Consider the following 16,712-nt stretch of genomic DNA (forward strand, 5'->3'; position numbering starts at 1 on the left):
CCCATGTCCGACACCACCCGCAGGGTCGCCCTCGTCACCGGCGCGACCAGCGGCATCGGCCTGGAGACCGCCCGCCTGCTGGCGCGGCAGGGGCACCGGGTCTTCATCGGCGCACGCGACGCGGACAACGTCGCCCACACCGCCAAGGCACTGCGCGAGGAGGGCCTGGACGTCGACGGCCGGCCGCTCGACGTCCGCGACGCCGCCTCCGTCAAGGAGTTCGTCGACGGCGCCGTCGCCGCCTTCGGCACCGTCGACGTACTCGTCAACAACGCCGGACGCTCCGGCGGCGGCCCCACCGCGGACCTCACCGACGCGCTGTGGGACGACGTCATCGACACCAACCTCAACAGCGTCTTCCGGATGACCCGCGAGGTCCTCACCACCGGCGGCATGCGCGCCAAGGACCGCGGCCGGATCATCAACATCGCCTCCACCGCCGGCAAGCAGGGCGTCGTCCTCGGCGCCCCCTACTCGGCCTCCAAACACGGCGTCGTCGGCTTCACCAAGGCCCTCGGCAACGAACTGGCACCGACCGGCATCACCGTCAACGCCGTCTGCCCCGGCTACGTCGAGACGCCGATGGCCCAGCGGGTACGGCAGGGCTACGCCGCGGCCTACGACACGAGCGAGGACGAGATCCTCAAGAAGTTCCAGGCCAAGATCCCCCTGGGCCGCTACTCCACCCCCCAGGAGGTCGCGGGCCTGGTCGGCTACCTCGCGTCCGACACCGCCGCCTCCATCACCTCCCAGGCCCTCAACGTCTGCGGTGGCCTCGGCAACTTCTAGCACCGCCCGCCCCCCCCCGGGGGAGTGTTGCTCCCCGCCGCCCGCACAGCCCGTACCACCGAGGAGAAGCCGTCATGACGACTCGTGAGGTCGAGCACGAGATCACCATCAGCGCGCCCGCCGCCGCCGTCTACCGCCTCCTCGCCGAGGTGCCCAACTGGCCGCGGATCTTCCCGCCCACCATCCACGTCGACCGCGAGGAGAGCGAGGGGAACCAGGAGCGCATCCGCATCTGGGCCACCGCCAACGGCGAGCCCAAGACCTGGACCTCGCGCCGCACCCTCGACCCCGGGGCCCTGCGCATCACCTTCCGCCAGGAAGTGCCGGCACCACCGGTCGCGGCGATGGGCGGCACCTGGATCGTCGAACCCCTCGACGAGGGCACCTGCCGCGTCCGGCTCGCGCACGACTACCGGGCCCTCGGCGACGACCCGCACGACCTGCTGTGGATCGAGCGGGCCGTGGACAAGAACAGCACCGGCGAACTCGCCGCCCTCAAGGAGAACGTCGAGCAGGCGCACGCCGCCGAGACACAGGAACTGACCTTCTCCTTCACCGACACGGTGACGATCGACGGCTCGGCCAAGGACGCCTTCGACTTCGTCAACGAGGCCGGGCTGTGGCCCGAGCGGCTCCCGCACGTGGCCCGCGTCCGCTTCACCGAGGACACCCCCGGCCTGCAGGAGCTGGAGATGGACACCCGCGCCCAGGACGGCTCCACACACACCACCAAGTCCTACCGGGTCGTCCTGGGCCACCACCGCATCGCCTACAAGCAGGTCACCCTGCCGGCACTGATGACCCTGCACACCGGCGTGTGGACCTTCCAGGAGAGCGACGAGGCGGGCACGACGGCCAGCTCCCAGCACACCGTCACCCTCAACACCGCCAACATCGCCCGCGTCCTGGGCCCTAAGGCCACCGTCGCCGACGCCCGCGCCTACGTGCACGGCGCGCTGAGCACCAACAGCCTCGCCACCCTCGGCCACGCCAAGGACTACGCCCAGCGGAACCGCTGACATGGCCGGCGCCCCGCACCCGCACGCCCCCACGCCGCGCACCTCGCCCGCGAAGACGGCCGACACCCAGGTGATCGTCGTCGGTGCGGGCCCGGCCGGCCTGCTCCTCGCCGGTGAACTGGCCCTGCGCGGCATCCAGGTGACCCTCCTCGAGCGGCGCCACGGCCCCACCACCGAGTCCCGCGCCTCCACGCTGCACGCCCGCACCATGGAACTGCTCGACAGCCGCGGCCTGCTCGCGGACCTCGGCAGCCCGCCGTGCGAGCCGCGCGGCCACTTCGGCGGCATCCCCCTGGACCTGACCCTGCCCGGCCCCTACCCCGGGCAGTGGAAGGTCCCCCAGACCAGGACCGAGTCCGTCCTGGAGGAGTGGGCCCTGGGGCTCGGCGCCGACCTCAGGTGCGGCCACACCCTGCACGCCGTGGCAGACCGCGGCACCCACGTCGAGGCCGCCGCCACCAGCCGCCACGGACAACACGTCACACTGCGCGCCGCCCACCTCGTCGCCTGCGACGGCCAGGACTCCACGGTGCGCCGCCTGCTCGGCGCCGACTTCCCCGGCACCCCGGCCACCCGGGAACTGCTGCGCGCCGACGTCGAGGGCATCGACATCCCCGACCGGCGCTTCGAACGGCTCCCCGGCGGCCTCGCCGTCGCCGCCCGCAACCCGGCGGGCGTGACCCGGGTCATGGTGCACGAGTTCGGCGCCGCGGTCCGCGAACGCGCCGGCGACCCGCACTTCGACGAGATCGCCGCCGCCTGGAAGCGCGTCACCGGCGAGGACATCACCGGCGGCACCCCGCTGTGGGTCAACCACTTCGACGACGAGAACCGGCGCCTGGCCCGTTACCGGCACGGCCGCGTCCTGTTCGCCGGGGACGCCGCCCACCGCCAGATGCCCATCGGCGGCCAGGCCCTCAACCTCGGCCTCCAGGACGCCTACAACCTCGGCTGGAAGCTCGCCGCCGCCGTCGACGGCACCGCACCCGCCGGACTCCTGGACACCTACGGCACCGAACGCGCCGCCGTCGGCGCCGCCGTCCTCGGCAACATCCGCGCCCAGGCCCTGCTGCTGCTGGGCGGCCCCGAGACCGAGCCGCTGCGCACCGTCCTGGCCGAACTCGTCGCCCACGACGACGTACGCCGCCACCTCGCCGCGATGATCAGCGGCCTCGACGTGCGCTACGACGTCGGCGGCCCCGAGCACCCGCTGCGCGGCGCCCGCCTGCCGCACCTGCGGCTGCGCACCGGCGCAAGCGTCTGCAGCACGGCCGAACTGCTGCGCTCCGGGCGCGGGCTGCTCCTGGGGCTGGGCGCCCCGCCGCCGCCGGCCGGCACCGCCCTGGCCGACCGTATCGACACGGTCACCGCGCGCCCGGCCCCGGGCTCACCGCTCGCGGACACGCCCGCCGTCCTGGTCCGGCCCGACGGCCACGTCGTCTGGACCGGCGGCAGGGACGGCGACGGGCTCGCCCAGGCGGTCGCACGGTGGTTCGGTCCCCCCTGAGAAGCCGCTGCCGGCCCGCGCGGCGGGCCGCCCCGGCACCGCCAGCCCCCGGCCCGTACCGAGCACGGACCACTGATGACTGAGAGGGATCCCACGACCATGCAGGACACCACGATGGACGCCGACGTCATCGTCGTAGGCGCAGGCCCGACCGGACTGATGCTCGCGGGCGAACTCCGCCTGGGCGGAGCCGAAGTGATCGTGCTCGACAAACTGGCCGAGCCCACCGGCCAGTCCCGGGGCCTGGGCTTCACCGCCCGCGCCATGGAGGTCTTCGACCAGCGCGGACTCCTGCCCCGCTTCGGGCAGGGCGAGAGCCTGGAGGTCAGCCCCGTCGGCCACTTCGGCGGAGTCCAGTTCGACTTCACCGCCCTGGAAGGCGCCCACTTCGGCGCCCGCGGCATCCCGCAGAGCCAGACCGAGGCGGTCCTCGCCGCGTGGGCCGCCGACCTCGGCGCCGACATCCGCCGCGGCTGCGAGTTGCTCGCCCTCGCCGACGGCTTCCTCGACGGCGACCACGTCGAGGTCACCGTGGCGACCACGGACGGCGTACGGCGGCTGCGCGCCTCCCACCTGGTGGGCTGCGACGGCGGCAAGAGCACGGTGCGCAAGCTCGCCGGCATCGGCTTCCCCGGCACCGAGGCGACCCGCGCGATGTTCCTCGCCGACGTCACCGGCTGCGACCTCAAGCCCCGCTACCTCGGCGAGACCCTCCCCAACGGCATGGTGATGGCCGCCCCCCTCAAGGAGGGCGTGCACCGCGTCATCGTCTGCCCGCACGGCGCCGCCGCCCGCAGCGCCGACGACACCGTCACCTTCGAAGAGGTCGCCAAGGCCTGGGAGCACATCACCGGCGAGGACATCAGCGGCGGCGGCGCCGAGTGGGTCAGCTTCTTCAGCGACGCCACCCGCCAGGCCGCCGAGTACCGGCGCGGCCGGGTGCTGCTCGCCGGGGACGCCGCCCACATCCACCTGCCCGCCGGCGGGCAGGGCCTGAGCACCGGCGTGCAGGACGCCGCCAACCTCGGCTGGAAACTCGCCGCCGTCGTCACCGGCCGGGCCGGCGAGGACCTCCTGGCCACCTACCACGCCGAGCGTCACCCGGTGGGCCGCCGCCTGCTGATGAACACCCGCGCCCAGGGCATGGTCTTCCTCGGCGGCGACCAGGCCGAGCCGCTGCGCCGGATCCTCACCGAACTCACCGGCTACGACACGGTCCGCCGCCACCTCGCGGGCATCGTCTCCCACCTCGACATCCGCTACGACATCACCGCCACCGCCACCGCCACCGGCGCCGATGCCGCCACCGGCGCCGATGCCGATGCCGATGCCGGTGCCGGTGCCGGTGCCGGTGCCGGTGCCGGCCATCCGCTGCTCGGCCGCCGCCTGGGCAAGCTCCCGCTGACCGGACCCGGCGGCGAGAGCGACACCTTCCGGCTGCTGCACGCCGGACGCGGCGTCCTGCTCGACCTCGCCGACGACCCCGGCGTGCGCGCGGCCGCCGCAGCCTGGACCGGCCGCGTCGACGTCGTGACGGCCACCGCCCGCACGGCCGACCGCGGCGCCGTGTTCGCGGGCGCCGAGGCGGTGCTCATCCGCCCCGACGGCCACGTCGCCTGGACCGGCACCGGCGGCGCCGCCGGCCTGGGGACCGCCCTCGCCCGCTGGTTCGGCACGCCCGCCCGGGCATGACGCACGCGCCAGGGGTGCCGCCCGGTGGCCCGGGCGGCACCCCTGACACGTTGTCCGGGCGCCTACCGCGGGCTCGCCTCCACGACCGAGATCGCACCCGGCGTCTGCACGATGCGCTCCAGCCGGAAGCCCGCCCGGGCCAGCAGCTTTCCGTACTGGGCCCCCGTGCGCTCCTTGCCGCCCACGAGCAGCATCAGCCACAGGTCGACCAGCTTCGAGGGGTGGGCGGCGTTCGGCTTGTCCGGCACGACCATCTCCATCAGCAGCAGCCGCCCGCCCGGCCGCATCGCGGCCCGCACGTTGCGCAGGATCTCCAGGGCCTGCTCCTCGGGCCAGTCGTGCACGATGTGCTTGAGGACGTAGGCGTCCCCGCCCCCGGGCACCGGCCCGAACAGATCGGCGGCCACCACCCGACAGCGGTCGGCGACCCCCTGCTCGGCCAGGTAGTCCGCCGCCCCGTTCGCACCCGCCCGGGGATCGGAGAGGATCCCCCGCACGCCCGGCGACTTCCGCAGGATCCCGGCGAGCAGCTCGCCGCGGCCCGCGCAGAAGTCGACGACCGTGCCGAACCGCGAGAAGTCGTACGCCGCCAGGACCGGCTCGCTCTCGGTGGCGGACATGGCGCCCATGCCCTTCATGAACACCTCGCCGTACTCCGGCTCGGCCTCCAGGAACTCGAAGGCCGTCATGCCGCGCAGCTTGGGCAGGCTCGGCTCGCCGGTACGCACCGCGTCCACGAAGTGCGACCAGTCCTCCCAGTGGACCGGGTGGCCCATCAGCACCGCGATGCCGCGCATCGACACCGGCGCGTCCTCGAGCAGCGCGGCCCCCATCGCGGACAGGGCGAAGTCGCCGTTCCCGCGTTCGGCGAAGACGCCGTTCGAGGCGAGCAGCCGCATCAGCCGGTGCAGCGTCTCCGGGTGGGCACCGACACGCTCGGCGAGCCGTTCGGCGGGCAGCGGACCGTCCCTCAGCGCCTCGGCGACGCGCAGCTCCGCGGCGGCGTAGACGGCCTGGCTGAGCATGGCGCCCTGGACCATCTCGAGCAGCGAGAACGGTGCGGGGGCCAGCCTCCGTGCCAGCCGCTGCAGACCGGTACGCACGCCTTCGACGGCCCGCACGACGCGGGCGGGCGGCAGGGGCATGGGTTCCTCCGTGGTGGACGGCGGGCGGCCGGGTGGCTTGCCCGCGGGCGGGCAGGGCGGCGCGTACCCGGCTCACGATCCCGGGCGCGCCCTGGACACCCACGGTCCGGTGCCTCGGACGGGCCGCGCTCGCAGCCGACTCGAGCGGGCGCCGGCAGGAGGCTCCAGCCGGTCCCCACCCGCGCTCCGGGGGCGGTCGAGGCCACCCGGTGACGATCGGGACCGTCCGTCTCGGCCATGGCCGACAAGAGTCCCGGAGGGGGCCGATCCCGTGAAGAAGCTTGCCTCGTCTGCCGCACTGTCGGAACGCGCCGACCGCATCGCCCAGCGCTCCCGCGCCGACAACTGGAAGAAACCCCCGCGGCGCATCGAGTCGTCCGAGTGCATCACCTGCGACAGTTGCCTGCGCGGCTGTCCCGCGGAGTTCGGCGCCATCTTCGACCGGGGCCTGGACGTGGTGATCGTCCCCGAACTCTGCTCGGGCTGCCCCGCCTGCGTGCTCGAGTGCCCGGTCGACTGCATCTACGTCGACGAGGACTGGTCCCCGACCGACGACGCGATGTGGAACCACATCGAACTCACCGCCGAGAGGGCCGCATGAAGGAACCCGCGGGGCGCCACGAATCCCGCCGCGCCGTCAACGCCAGAAAGCGGATCAGCCGCCGTCCCAGCAGGCTCGGCACCCCCGCCGGCAGCACCGCCAAACCGGACCGCGTCGGTGACCTCGACGCCGGATTCCCCGGACTGCTGGGGCACGTGTGGCGGCGGGCACGGGAGGCCGAGGACCTGCGCACCACTGTCGACGTGCTGCTCACCCTCGACGGGCACGTCCCCGGCGACATCCAGTTGCGGGCCCTGAACTCCACGGAGCAGGCCGCCCTGACCGCCCTGTGCGGCCTGAGCTGGCGCGATCCGGACGACGCGGACGGCGGCGTCACCGACGCGGCGGCCCCCGCGCCGGCGGACCCCGACGCGGCGGGCCCCAGGCCGGCGGACCCCGACGCGGCGGACCCCGCGCCGGCGGACCCCGACGCGGCGGACCCCGGGCCGGCGGACCCCGACGCGGCGGGCCCCAGGCCGGCGGAGCCCAGGCCGGCCCCCGGCACGCCCCAGCCCCCCGCCTTCCTCGGCGAGATCGGCCTCAGCACCACGGGCCGCATCGCCCTGCGCGTCCCCGGCGCCCGCCCCCTCGACCCCCGCACCCTGGTCGGCGGTGTGCGCCGCGTGCCGTACGACCGCGCCGCTCTCGCCGCCTACCGGCGGGAACTCGACCACGCCCGGGAACGGAACGCCGCCCGCGCCGCCGACTGCCGCGCCTGGCTCGCCGGGCAGGGACCCCAGGGCCGCCGCGCGCTGCTCTCCCAGGCCCGCGAGGCGGCCGTGCGCACCGCCCCGTTCGTCCTCTACCAGGAGGACACGCAGTACACGAACTTCCGCGACCACAACACCCTGACCGGCAAGACCCTGTGGCCCGGCCACCCGCACTGCGCCCTCAGCGCGCTCGAGGACCTGCCGTTCGACCTGTGGTCGGACCAGGACACCCAGGTACTGGTCTGCCTCACCCTGCTCATCCGCTCGGCCGGCTTCGGACGGATCGAGGAGGCCAACGGCACCCAGCTCACCGTCGACCACGTCGCCCACACGCTGGAGCGGGTACGCCGCGCCTACCGTGCCGTACCCGGCGTCGAACCGGTGCCCGCCGCCGCCTCGCACCGCGTCGCCGACCTCGACCGGCTCGCCGTCGCACTGCGCGAGCGCCGCCGGGAGGTGGGCCGGCACGCCCAGTTGTACCGCGAGATCCACGGGCCGCTGATGCACAAGGTGGAACGGGTGGCCGCCGCTGCCGGCCCCACCGCCCGGGCCCGCCAGGACGCCGTCGCCGAACGCCTGCGCACCAGGCTGGCGCTGGCCGGCGCCACGCTCGCCGACCTCGGCCGGACCCTGGCCGCCGCGCCCGGCTGGCTCGCCGAACCCCACGGCGCCTTCGGCACCGGCCTGGAGTCGCTGGTGCACGAGACCGTGGCCGCGACCGCCGACGTCTTCGGCGCCGACTTCGCGATGAGCCGCGGCATGCGCTCGCTGCCCGACCTGGTACGGGCCCTGCGCGGTGAGAACTGGGCGGCGATCTGCGACTGGGACATCACGCACTTCTTCTGCTGCGTGGTGCCGCGGCCCGAAGCGGCCGCCCACTTCGGCGGCTCCCAAACCGCGCTCGCCGACGCGGCCTGGGCGATGTCCTCGCGCATGCAGTACAACTCCTGGCACTTCGTCGCCGGCAACCTGCCGCGAAAGCCCGAGGTGCTGGCCCGCGACCACTTCGTGCCGCCCGTCATCCCGGACCTCGCCTACTTCTCGGACCAGCACCACCACGGGCACGTCAGCAACAACGTGCGCTTCTCCATCCGTTCCCCGCAGGCCGTCGAGGTCGACGGACGCCGCTTCGACGGCTTCATGGACCTCAGACTGCTGCGCTGCGCCGGCGACCCGTTCGGCGAACAGGACCTGCTCGCCGCCCACCAGGTGTCCGGATTCATCGCCCGCGCCACCTCGCTCGCCGCCTCGCTCGCCGCCGCCGGCACCACACTGGAGGTCACCGCGTTCGACTCCGGCTGGCACTGGACGGCCGTCACCGGCCAGGGGCCCGCGGCACCCGGAGCCCTGGCCGGCCAGATCCGCCGAGCGTCGTGAAAGGAGAGGCGATGACCGCCCGCGGCGTCAGCCACACCGGACAACTCCTGCGACGGGGCGAGCTGTCCGCCCTCGAACACACCACCGCCGTCCTGGACGCCATCCGCGAACAGGACACCCTCGACGCCTACGTGTCCGTCGCGGGCGAGGAGGCACTGCGCGCGGCCGAACGCGCGGACGCCCGGATCCGCAAACTGGGCGCCGACGCCTGGCGGACCATGCCGCTGCTCGGCGTCACCGTCTCCGTCAAGGACCTGCTGCAGACCCACGACCTGCCCACCGCACGCGGCTCGCTGCTGCCCAACGACCGGCCCCGCCGGGACACGCCCGCCGTGGCCCGGCTGCGCGCCGCCGGGGCCGTCGTCGTCGGCAAGACCGCCACCTCCGAATACGGCTGGAGCGCCTCGACCGTCAGCCGGGCCGCCCCGCCCACCCGCAACCCCTACGACCCGCGCCTGAGCGCGGGCGGCTCCAGCGGCGGCGCCGCGGCCGCGGTGGCCACGGGCCTGTGCGACGGCGCCCTGGGCACCGACGGATCCGGATCGATCCGGATCCCCGCCGCGTTCTGCGGCGTCGTCGGCTACAAACCGTCCCTGGGCCGCATCCCGTACGTCCCCAACAGCGCCGACCGGCTCGCCCACCAGGGCCCCCTCGCCCGTACCGTCGCCGACGCCGCGCTGCTCGCCACGGTCATGGCGGGCCCGCACCCGGCCGACCCCGACTCCGGCCTCGGCTCCCTGGACGCGCCGCGCACCAAACGGGTACTGAGGATCGGCTGGATCGAGTACGAGGGCACCGCCGACGAGGTCCGCCACGTCACCGAACCCGCCCGCCTGGCCCTGCGGGCACAGGGCCACCTGGTCGAGGACGTCGAGGTGCGCTGCGCCCGCCTGTACCCCGCCCTCGTCGACCTCCTCGCCGCCTTCGAGGCGGCCGGGGCCCGCCCCGAGGACGACGAACGGGCCGACCCCGGCCGCCTGGAGGTGATCCGGCACGGGCGCACGCTCGGCGGCGCCGACGTGATCCGGGCCGAGGAGGTCCGCCAGGGCCTGCGCGCCACCCTGCGCACCGTCATGGACCACTACGACGTCCTCGCCATGGCCACCGTGCCCGTCGAGCCGTTCGCCACCGGCGCCTTCGCCCCGCCCTGGGCGGCCGACGCCCGGGACCTGCAGTGGCTGGCCTGGGCGCCCGCCTCGTACCCCTTCAACATGACCGGCCAGCCGGCCCTGTCGCTGCCCGCCGGCCTCACCCGCTCCGGCCTGCCGGTGGGCCTGCAACTGGTCGGGCCCGTCGGCGCCGACGACCTGGTCCTCCGGCTCGCCGGGCACCTGGAGTCGGACCTCGGCACACCGGTGCCGCCCCACCCGCGCGTTCTGCAGCCCGCGGCCGCCCGGTAACCCACGCCCGAGGAAAGGACGTTCCCATGTACGCCAGGTCATGGTCCTCGCCCGCCGCGCAGGGCAGCGTCGGGCGGCCCTCGTTCGTGGCCGGTCACGGGCTGTGGGACCAAGCCCGCATCGCCGCCGCCGAGCTGATCGAGGCGAGCCTCGCCGACCTCGACCTCGTGCGCCTCGTCTTCGGCGACCCCCACGGTCTGGCCCGCTCCAAGACCCTCACCGCCGAGGCGTTTCGCGGCGTGCTGCGCAACGGCATGAACTTCAGTCCCGGGCCGTACCTCTTCGACACCGGCCACGCCGTCGCCGTCGACTTCCTCGGCGAGCACGGCATCGGCGTCGACGAGATCGCCGGCGCCGGGAACTTCATCCTGGTCCCGGACCCCCTCACCTTCCACGAGCTGCCCGGCGGCGACGCCCGCACCGCCTGGGTGATCGGCGACGAGTACCTGCGCGACGGCAGCCCCCACCCGCTCTCGTCACGGGCCGTGCTGCGCCACGTCGTCGACCGCTACACCGAGCGGGACCTCGCCCCCGTCCTCGGCCTCGAAGTCGAGTGGTACCTCACCCGCCGCCTCGACGACGCTCCCGGCAACACGGGCAACGGCTTCGGACTGCAGGGCCGGCCACCGCGCGTGGCCGCCCTGAACGCCGGCTACCAGTTCAACCTCGACGGCCACTACGACACCGTCGCCCCCCTCACCGACCCGCTCGCCCTGCACCTGCTCGCCCTCGGGCTGCCGCTGCGGTCGATGGAGCACGAGTCGGGGCCCGGGCAGGTCGAGACGACGTTCAGCCCGATGTCCGCGCTGGACACCGCCGACGCGATGCTGCTCTTCCGCACGGTCACCAAGAGCTGGTGCGCCCGGCGCGGGCACCACGCCTCCTTCATGTCGCAGCCGCTCCTGGACGCCGCCGACCCCAGCGGCTGGCACCTCAACCAGTCCGTCGCACACCTCGCCTCCGGCAGCAACCTGTTCGGCACCGAGGACCCCTCGGACGGCCTGTCCCCGCACGGCAAGGCGTACGCGGAGGGACTGCTGAACTGGGCCCGCGACCTGTTCCTGCTCTCGGTGCCCACCGTCAACGGCTACCGTCGCCTGGCCCCCGAACACACCCTCGCACCCACCCGGCTCGGCTGGAGCCAGGAAGACCGCAGCGCGATGGTCCGCGTCGTCGGCCACGGCGCCGGCGCCCACCTCGAGAACCGGATCGGCGAGCCGTGCGCCAACCCCTACCTCGCCATCGCCGCCCAGCTGTTCGCGGGCCTGGAGGGCCTCACCGCCCCGGCCGCACCCGCGGACGCCACCGGTGCCGCGCCCTGCCACGGCACCGGCGGCGTACCGCGGCACCTGCGCGAGGCCCTCGACGCCTTCCGCGCCGGCCGCGCCGCCCAACTGCTCGGCGAGCCGCTCACCGCCTGCCTCACCAAACTCAAGGAGAGCGAACTGCGCCGCTACGAGGCCTGGTGCCTGCAGGCCGCACCCGCGCCCGGACGGGTCACCGAGTGGGAGCAGCGGGAGTACTTCGGCGCCTACTGACCCCGCCGGACCACAGCTTCCCCCCCCCAACCCTCCCCGCCCCTCCTGACGAAGGCCTCGCATGCTTGCCCGATACACGCTGCCCGAGATGGCCCACCTCTTCACCGACCGCTCCCGCTACGCCACCTGGGTGCGGGTGGAGATCCTCGCCTCCCAGGCGCAGGCCGCCCTGGGCCGCGTACCGCACGAGGCGGTCGAGGACATGCGCCGCGCCCGCGTCCCGGACCCCGAGCGGGTCGCCGAGATCGAACGGGAACGCGACCACGAGGTGCTCTCCTTCCTCGCCGCCTACTGCGAGGACATCCCCGCCTCCTCCGCGTGCTGGGTGCACCACGGCATGACCAGCTACGACCTCGTCGACACCGCCCTGGGCCACACCCTGGCCCGCGCCACCGACCTGCTCACCGGCGCCACCCGGCGGCTGCGCCGGGTGCTGACCGAACGGGCCCTGGAGCACTGGGACACCGTCATGGTGGGCCGCACCCACGGCGTGCACGCCGAGCCCACCACCTTCGGGCACAAACTCGCCGGCCACGCCTTCGCCGTGGACCGCTCGCTCGGCCGGCTCGCCGCCGCCCGCGAGGCCGTCGCCGTCGGCACCGTCTCCGGCTCCGTCGGCACCTACGCGCTGATCGACCCGCGCGTCGAGGAGCACGTCCTGGCCGCCCTGGGCCTGGCCGCCGAGCCCGCGCCCAGCCAGGTCGTCGCCCGGGACCGGCACGCCCAGCTCCTGCAGGCCGTGGCCACACTGGGCGCCTGCGTGGAACAGATCGCCCTGGAACTGCGGCTGCTGCAGCGCACCGAGGTCCGCGAGGTCGAGGAACGGCGCACCGGCGCCTACCAGGGCTCCAGCGCCATGCCCCACAAACGCAACCCCACCACGAGCGAACGCCTGTGCGGGCTGGCCCGCCTGCTGCGCGGCTACGCCGACACCGCGGTGGAGAACGTGGCGCTCTGGCACGAACGCGACCTCGCCCACCAGTGCGTGGAGCGGGTGATCCTGCCCGACAGCCTCTGCGCCGGCCACTTCCAGGTCACCAGGGCCGCCGACCTGGTGGCCTCGCTCACCGTCGACGCCGACCGGATGCGCGCACACATCGACCAGACCGACGGCCTCGTCCACAGCTCCGCGGTCCTCGCCGACCTCCTCGGCGAGGGCATGGAGCGCGAACACGCCTACCGCAGCGTGCAGGCCGCGGCCGGCCACACCCTGGCGACGGGCGAGCACTTCGGCGCGGCCCTGGCCAAGGAGGGCATCGGCCCGGCCCCCCTCGGTGCCGAGCGCTTCCTCGTCCACCACGATGTGATCCGCACCCGTCTGGAGAAACTGCATGAACTGGAAGACTGACCGCGTCGAGGGGGCCGCCCTCGACCCGGCCGAAGTCCTCGCCGTCTACCACGCCTCCGGCCTCGCCGAGCGGCGCCCGGTCGAGGACCCAGAACGGTTCGCCGCCATGGTCGCGAACGCCAACCTCGTCCTGGCCGCCCGCGACGAGGAGGGCACGCTCCTGGGCATCGTGCGCGCCATGTCCGACTTCTCCTACGTCACCTACGTCTGCGACATCGCCGTCGTACGGGAGCGCCAGCGCTCCGGCATCGGCCGCGCCCTGATCGACGCCACGCGGGAGGCGGCACCGGCCGCCAAACTGGTCCTCCTGTCCGCGCCCGCGGCCGTCGACTACTACCCGCACATCGGGTTCACGCGCCACGCGTCGGCCTGGGTCCTCAACCCGTAGCACCCGGCTCCCACCGGGTCAGCGGGGCTGTACCGGGGCTCGACCGCGCCCTTTTAGATTCACGGTCGGGGCGGGCCCCGTGCCCGCGGCGCCACGGGCGGCCCGCACCCCGTGCCGCCCGCCGCCGCACACGCCCCGCGCACCGCACCGGACCCCGGGGGAGGCATGACCCACACATCGGCACAGGCGCTGCTCGACACCCGCCCGCCCGCCGGCCCCGCCCCGGCCCTCCCACGGCCCGCGCAGGAGCACGAGCCGGCCGCCACCGGCCCCGGCGCGGCCGTATCGATGCCCTCCGGGCGGCGCGTCCTCGTCGTCGACGCCGACACCGCCTGCGCCGACTCCCTGGTCACCCAGTTGCGCCGGCACGGCCACGAGGCCCTCGGCGTCCGGCGCGGCCAGGACGTGCTGCGCGCCCACGAGGACGCCGACCTGGTCCTCCTCGACCTCGAGCTGCCCGACCTGGACGGCCTGGAGGTCTGCCGCGCCCTGCGCGCCGTCAGCCGGGTGCCGGTCATCATCGTCACCGCCCGCGCCTCCGAACTGGACTGCGTCCTCGGCCTGCAGGCGGGCGCCGACGACTACGTCGCCAAGCCGTACGGCCTGCGCGAGCTGATGGCCCGGATCGAGGCGGTGATGCGGCGGGCCGCATGGCAGCCCGCCGCCGCCCGCGAGCTGCGGCACGGCCGGCTGCACATCGACGTGGGCTCCCGCGAGGTCCTGGTCGGCGGCGAGGAGGTCGCCCTGACCCGCAAGGAGTTCGACCTCCTGTGCCTGCTCGCCTCGCACCCGGACACAGTCATCCCGCGCAAGCAGCTCCTCCAGCGGGTCTGGGGCGACTCGTGGTCCCGCCGCACCGTCGACACCCACGTCAGCAGCCTCCGCGGCAAGCTGGGCGACAGCGGCTGGATCGTGACGGTGCGCGGTGTGGGCTTCATGCTGGGCAAGCCCTGACGGCCCTCCGCACAGGACGTTCGAGCGTTTCTCGAGCCGGTCTCATGCGCTCCGGCCGACTCTGGGTGAGGCGTGATCACCTGAACGCGCCGTTCCGCTTACCCGATGGGGAGACGAACATGCAGATCCGCTCGCGTCTGACCAAGTCCGGCCTGCTGGGCGCCGCCGCCGTGGCCGCCCTCGCCTTCTCGGCAGCCCCGGCCTCCGCGGCGCCGGCGGTGACCGCCTCGCCCGGCAGCGGCCTGTCCGACGGCCAGTCCGTGACCGTGACCGGCACCGGCTTCCCGGCGGGCGCCGAGGTCGCCGTGGCGCAGTGCCGGGAGAACACCACGTGCACCGACACGCTGACGAGGGCCACCGTCGGCGCCGACGGCGGCTTCACCGCCCCCTACACGGTGCGCGAGCAGTTCACGGCCACCGACTGGAGCACCGGCACCGGCACCCCCGTGACCGTGGACTGCGGCACGCAGCAGTGCCAGTTGGTCGCCTACCAGGAGAGCACCGGTCCGGTCGGCACCGGCATCTCCTTCGGCTGAGCCGGCCCGCCGGGCCCGAGCCCACCGCGCGGTGCCCGCGACCGGCACCGCGCGGTGGGCTCGCTCGTGTCCCGCCGCGCCGGCACGGGGCGCCGCGGATCCCGGCGAGGACACGTCCCGCCTAGGCGGACGCGGACGTCACCGGCGCGGGCTCCCAGGCGAACCCGTCCGGGTCGGTGAAGGCCCCGGTGGTGCCGCCGAGCACGATCCGGTGCGAGCCGCTGCCGTCCTCGGTCACGCCGACGTCCTTGGCCAGGCCCCGGCGCTTGTACAGTGCCAGCTTGACGGGGCTGGAGTCCTCGGAGGCGAACTCGACGTACTTGCCGCCGAAGCTCTTCGCCACGGTGAGCCCCTGCTCGACGTAGAACTGCTTGCTCGCCTTGACGTCCTCGGCGCCCAGCAGGAGCACGAGGTCGTCGACCTTCCGGGTGGCGGGGCCGGTGTTCTTCTTCGACGAGGTCGCCACCTTCCAGATCGTGCCGTCCGGGGCCTGCACGACGCCGCCGTAGCCCCACAGGGACTTCGCGGCCGGCTTCAGCGTCGTGGCGCCGGCCTCGAGGGCGGAGCCGAGGAAGCTGTCGACGTCGGCCGGCTGGGACACCGTGATCGACATCGTGAACCCGCGAAAGCCCGTCGTCGGCGCGTCGCCGGCCCGCAGACGCACCCGCGGCCCCAGGGCGAAGGCGGCGGTGTAGAAGTGGTCGGCGGCCGTGAGGTCGGCCACCTCGAGGGTGACGCAGGTGAGGGAAGTCATGACAGTCACGCTAGCCGCGGAGCACCCGCCGGGCTTCTTCATTCCTGCTCGATGACGCCCCCGGCGCCGTCACCCGCCACGGCAGCCCCGCGCCGCCGGCCGCCGCGCGGCGCCGGTAGACACCGGGCGGCATGCCGGCCAGCTCCGTGAAGCGGGTGACGAGCGCGGCCGTCGACGGGCAGCCGACCGCGAGGCGGAGCTCGCCCGGAGCGTGGTCGCCGTGCCGCAGCAGCACCATCGCGTGCTCGACGCGGCGCGCCGTCAGATAGGCGTACGGCGACTGGCCGTAGGCCTCCCGGAACTGCCGGGCGAGCTGCCCGGGCGGCATGCCCGCGTCGCGGGCGAGCGCCTCGACGTCCAGCGGCCGCGCGAACTCCCGGTCGATCCGGTCGCGGACGCGGCGCAGGCGCGCGAGATCGAGCAGACGCTGCGCGGCGATCAGCGCCTGCCTCCATGCGGGGTGGCACACGGCAAAGCCCCTCTCAGCCGAGGTCGCGGCGCAGTTCCCGGATGCGGACCAGGTTGCCCGCGGGGTCACGGAACGCGCAGTCGCGCACGCCGTACGGCTGGAGGACCGGCTCCTGGACGACCTCGGCGTCGGCCGCCTGCACCTTTTCGAACGTGGCGTCGAGGTCCCCGGTGGCGAGCATGACCCAGCCGTAGGTGCCCTTGGCCATCATCTCCAGGACGGTGCCGCGTTCCGACTCGGTGACCGAGGGGTCGGCGGCCACCGGCGCCAGCAGGAGGGCGGTGTCCGGCCGGCCGGCGGGGCCGACCGTGATCCAGCGCGTCCTGCCGTGCCCCACGTCGCTGCGGACTTCGAAGCCGAGGACGTCGCGGTAGAAGGCCAGGGCGGCGTCCGGGTCGTCGTGCGGCAGGGAACTCGTATGAAGGGTGAGGTCCATGGACGCACGCTAGCCGCGGGCCGGTGCCGGGAGCTTCTCCGTTCCTGAT

Annotated in this window: 16 protein-coding genes; 12 read left to right on the forward strand and 4 right to left on the reverse strand. The window is 74.5% G+C overall.

Going from position 1 to position 16,712, the window contains the following annotated elements:
- The first annotated feature begins 3 nt into the window (after nucleotides 1-3).
- The 4 genes from fabG (at nucleotide 4) to B1H29_RS36190 (ending at nucleotide 5,007) form a co-directional block, all read left to right on the forward strand.
- The gene (fabG, locus tag B1H29_RS36175) at nucleotides 4-789 is read left to right on the forward strand and encodes a 3-oxoacyl-ACP reductase FabG (protein ID WP_055422205.1); all 786 of its coding nucleotides are present in this window, start codon (nucleotides 4-6) and stop codon (nucleotides 787-789) included.
- Between the two features lie 74 nt (nucleotides 790-863).
- Nucleotides 864-1,808 carry an aromatase/cyclase gene (locus tag B1H29_RS36180; protein WP_055422206.1) on the forward strand — a complete coding sequence of 315 codons (945 nt, stop codon included), beginning with the start codon at nucleotides 864-866 and terminating at the stop codon, nucleotides 1,806-1,808.
- A gap of 1 nt (nucleotide 1,809) precedes the next feature.
- A complete protein-coding gene (locus B1H29_RS36185; protein ID WP_079159926.1) occupies nucleotides 1,810-3,315 on the forward strand; it encodes an FAD-dependent oxidoreductase in 1,506 nt (501 codons plus the stop codon).
- 99 nt (nucleotides 3,316-3,414) lie between these two features.
- Nucleotides 3,415-5,007, forward strand: a complete 1,593-nt coding sequence (locus B1H29_RS36190) for an FAD-dependent monooxygenase (RefSeq protein WP_234393211.1) — start codon at nucleotides 3,415-3,417, stop codon at nucleotides 5,005-5,007.
- A 62-nt stretch (nucleotides 5,008-5,069) separates the two neighbouring features.
- On the opposite strand, the gene B1H29_RS36195 is transcribed toward B1H29_RS36190, so the two are convergent.
- A complete protein-coding gene (locus tag B1H29_RS36195) occupies nucleotides 5,070-6,152 on the reverse strand; it encodes a methyltransferase (protein WP_079159925.1) in 1,083 nt (360 codons plus the stop codon).
- A 271-nt stretch (nucleotides 6,153-6,423) separates the two neighbouring features.
- Here B1H29_RS36195 and B1H29_RS36200 point away from each other — a divergent pair, with 271 nt between their 5' ends.
- The 8 genes from B1H29_RS36200 (at nucleotide 6,424) to B1H29_RS36235 (ending at nucleotide 15,004) form a co-directional block, all read left to right on the forward strand.
- Nucleotides 6,424-6,753: a 4Fe-4S dicluster domain-containing protein gene (locus B1H29_RS36200; RefSeq protein ID WP_055422207.1), complete on the forward strand. Its 330-nt coding sequence runs from the start codon at nucleotides 6,424-6,426 to the stop codon at nucleotides 6,751-6,753.
- The gene (locus B1H29_RS36205; RefSeq protein ID WP_055422208.1) at nucleotides 6,750-8,840 is read left to right on the forward strand and encodes a hypothetical protein; all 2,091 of its coding nucleotides are present in this window, start codon (nucleotides 6,750-6,752) and stop codon (nucleotides 8,838-8,840) included. Before B1H29_RS36200 ends, B1H29_RS36205 begins: the two co-directional genes overlap by 4 nt.
- 11 nt (nucleotides 8,841-8,851) lie before the next feature.
- On the forward strand, nucleotides 8,852-10,240 hold the full coding sequence (locus B1H29_RS36210; protein ID WP_079159924.1) for an amidase: 1,389 nt from the start codon (nucleotides 8,852-8,854) through the stop codon (nucleotides 10,238-10,240).
- 26 nt (nucleotides 10,241-10,266) lie between these two features.
- Nucleotides 10,267-11,778 (forward strand): glutamine synthetase family protein, encoded by a 1,512-nt coding sequence (locus tag B1H29_RS36215; RefSeq protein ID WP_055422209.1) that lies wholly within the window; start codon nucleotides 10,267-10,269, stop codon nucleotides 11,776-11,778.
- A gap of 61 nt (nucleotides 11,779-11,839) precedes the next feature.
- Nucleotides 11,840-13,126 (forward strand): adenylosuccinate lyase, encoded by a 1,287-nt coding sequence (gene purB / locus B1H29_RS36220; protein WP_079159923.1) that lies wholly within the window; start codon nucleotides 11,840-11,842, stop codon nucleotides 13,124-13,126.
- Nucleotides 13,110-13,514, forward strand: a complete 405-nt coding sequence (locus B1H29_RS36225) for a GNAT family N-acetyltransferase (protein WP_055422210.1) — start codon at nucleotides 13,110-13,112, stop codon at nucleotides 13,512-13,514. The genes purB and B1H29_RS36225 overlap by 17 nt, the downstream gene beginning before the upstream one ends.
- A 165-nt stretch (nucleotides 13,515-13,679) precedes the next feature.
- Complete coding sequence (locus B1H29_RS36230) at nucleotides 13,680-14,468, forward strand: response regulator transcription factor (RefSeq protein ID WP_079159922.1); 789 nt, start codon at nucleotides 13,680-13,682, stop codon at nucleotides 14,466-14,468.
- Nucleotides 14,469-14,587: 119 nt separating this feature from the next.
- Nucleotides 14,588-15,004 (forward strand): enediyne antibiotic chromoprotein, encoded by a 417-nt coding sequence (locus B1H29_RS36235; protein ID WP_055422211.1) that lies wholly within the window; start codon nucleotides 14,588-14,590, stop codon nucleotides 15,002-15,004.
- A gap of 121 nt (nucleotides 15,005-15,125) precedes the next feature.
- Here the strand turns inward: B1H29_RS36235 and B1H29_RS36240 are convergent, their stop codons facing one another.
- The 3 genes from B1H29_RS36240 to B1H29_RS36250 are packed head-to-tail and all read right to left on the reverse strand — an operon-like array spanning nucleotide 15,126 to nucleotide 16,663.
- A complete protein-coding gene (locus B1H29_RS36240) occupies nucleotides 15,126-15,758 on the reverse strand; it encodes a hypothetical protein (protein WP_055422339.1) in 633 nt (210 codons plus the stop codon).
- Nucleotides 15,759-15,768: 10 nt separating this feature from the next.
- A complete protein-coding gene (locus tag B1H29_RS36245; protein ID WP_055422212.1) occupies nucleotides 15,769-16,227 on the reverse strand; it encodes a helix-turn-helix transcriptional regulator in 459 nt (152 codons plus the stop codon).
- A gap of 13 nt (nucleotides 16,228-16,240) precedes the next feature.
- Nucleotides 16,241-16,663 carry a VOC family protein gene (locus B1H29_RS36250; protein ID WP_055422213.1) on the reverse strand — a complete coding sequence of 141 codons (423 nt, stop codon included), beginning with the start codon at nucleotides 16,661-16,663 and terminating at the stop codon, nucleotides 16,241-16,243.
- Nucleotides 16,664-16,712: the final 49 nt, after the last annotated feature.

Origin of the sequence: Streptomyces pactum (assembly GCF_002005225.1) — a bacterium.
Taxonomy (GTDB): Bacteria; Actinomycetota; Actinomycetes; order Streptomycetales; family Streptomycetaceae; genus Streptomyces; species Streptomyces pactum_A.

Bases quoted from the DNA above. Each gene is read 5' to 3' on its own strand.
- B1H29_RS36250 (WP_055422213.1), bottom strand. From the start codon at position 16,663: ATGGACCTCACCCTTCATACGAGTTCCCTGCCGCACGACGACCCGGAC.
- B1H29_RS36180 (WP_055422206.1), top strand. From the start codon at position 864: ATGACGACTCGTGAGGTCGAGCACGAGATCACCATCAGCGCGCCCGCC.
- B1H29_RS36185 (WP_079159926.1), top strand. From the start codon at position 1,810: ATGGCCGGCGCCCCGCACCCGCACGCCCCCACGCCGCGCACCTCGCCC.
- B1H29_RS36225 (WP_055422210.1), top strand. From the start codon at position 13,110: ATGAACTGGAAGACTGACCGCGTCGAGGGGGCCGCCCTCGACCCGGCC.
- B1H29_RS36215 (WP_055422209.1), top strand. From the start codon at position 10,267: ATGTACGCCAGGTCATGGTCCTCGCCCGCCGCGCAGGGCAGCGTCGGG.
- B1H29_RS36210 (WP_079159924.1), top strand. From the start codon at position 8,852: ATGACCGCCCGCGGCGTCAGCCACACCGGACAACTCCTGCGACGGGGC.
- fabG (WP_055422205.1), top strand. From the start codon at position 4: ATGTCCGACACCACCCGCAGGGTCGCCCTCGTCACCGGCGCGACCAGC.
- B1H29_RS36240 (WP_055422339.1), bottom strand. From the start codon at position 15,758: ATGACTTCCCTCACCTGCGTCACCCTCGAGGTGGCCGACCTCACGGCC.
- B1H29_RS36190 (WP_234393211.1), top strand. From the start codon at position 3,415: ATGCAGGACACCACGATGGACGCCGACGTCATCGTCGTAGGCGCAGGC.
- B1H29_RS36230 (WP_079159922.1), top strand. From the start codon at position 13,680: ATGACCCACACATCGGCACAGGCGCTGCTCGACACCCGCCCGCCCGCC.
- B1H29_RS36235 (WP_055422211.1), top strand. From the start codon at position 14,588: ATGCAGATCCGCTCGCGTCTGACCAAGTCCGGCCTGCTGGGCGCCGCC.
- B1H29_RS36195 (WP_079159925.1), bottom strand. From the start codon at position 6,152: ATGCCCCTGCCGCCCGCCCGCGTCGTGCGGGCCGTCGAAGGCGTGCGT.
- B1H29_RS36205 (WP_055422208.1), top strand. From the start codon at position 6,750: ATGAAGGAACCCGCGGGGCGCCACGAATCCCGCCGCGCCGTCAACGCC.
- purB (WP_079159923.1), top strand. From the start codon at position 11,840: ATGCTTGCCCGATACACGCTGCCCGAGATGGCCCACCTCTTCACCGAC.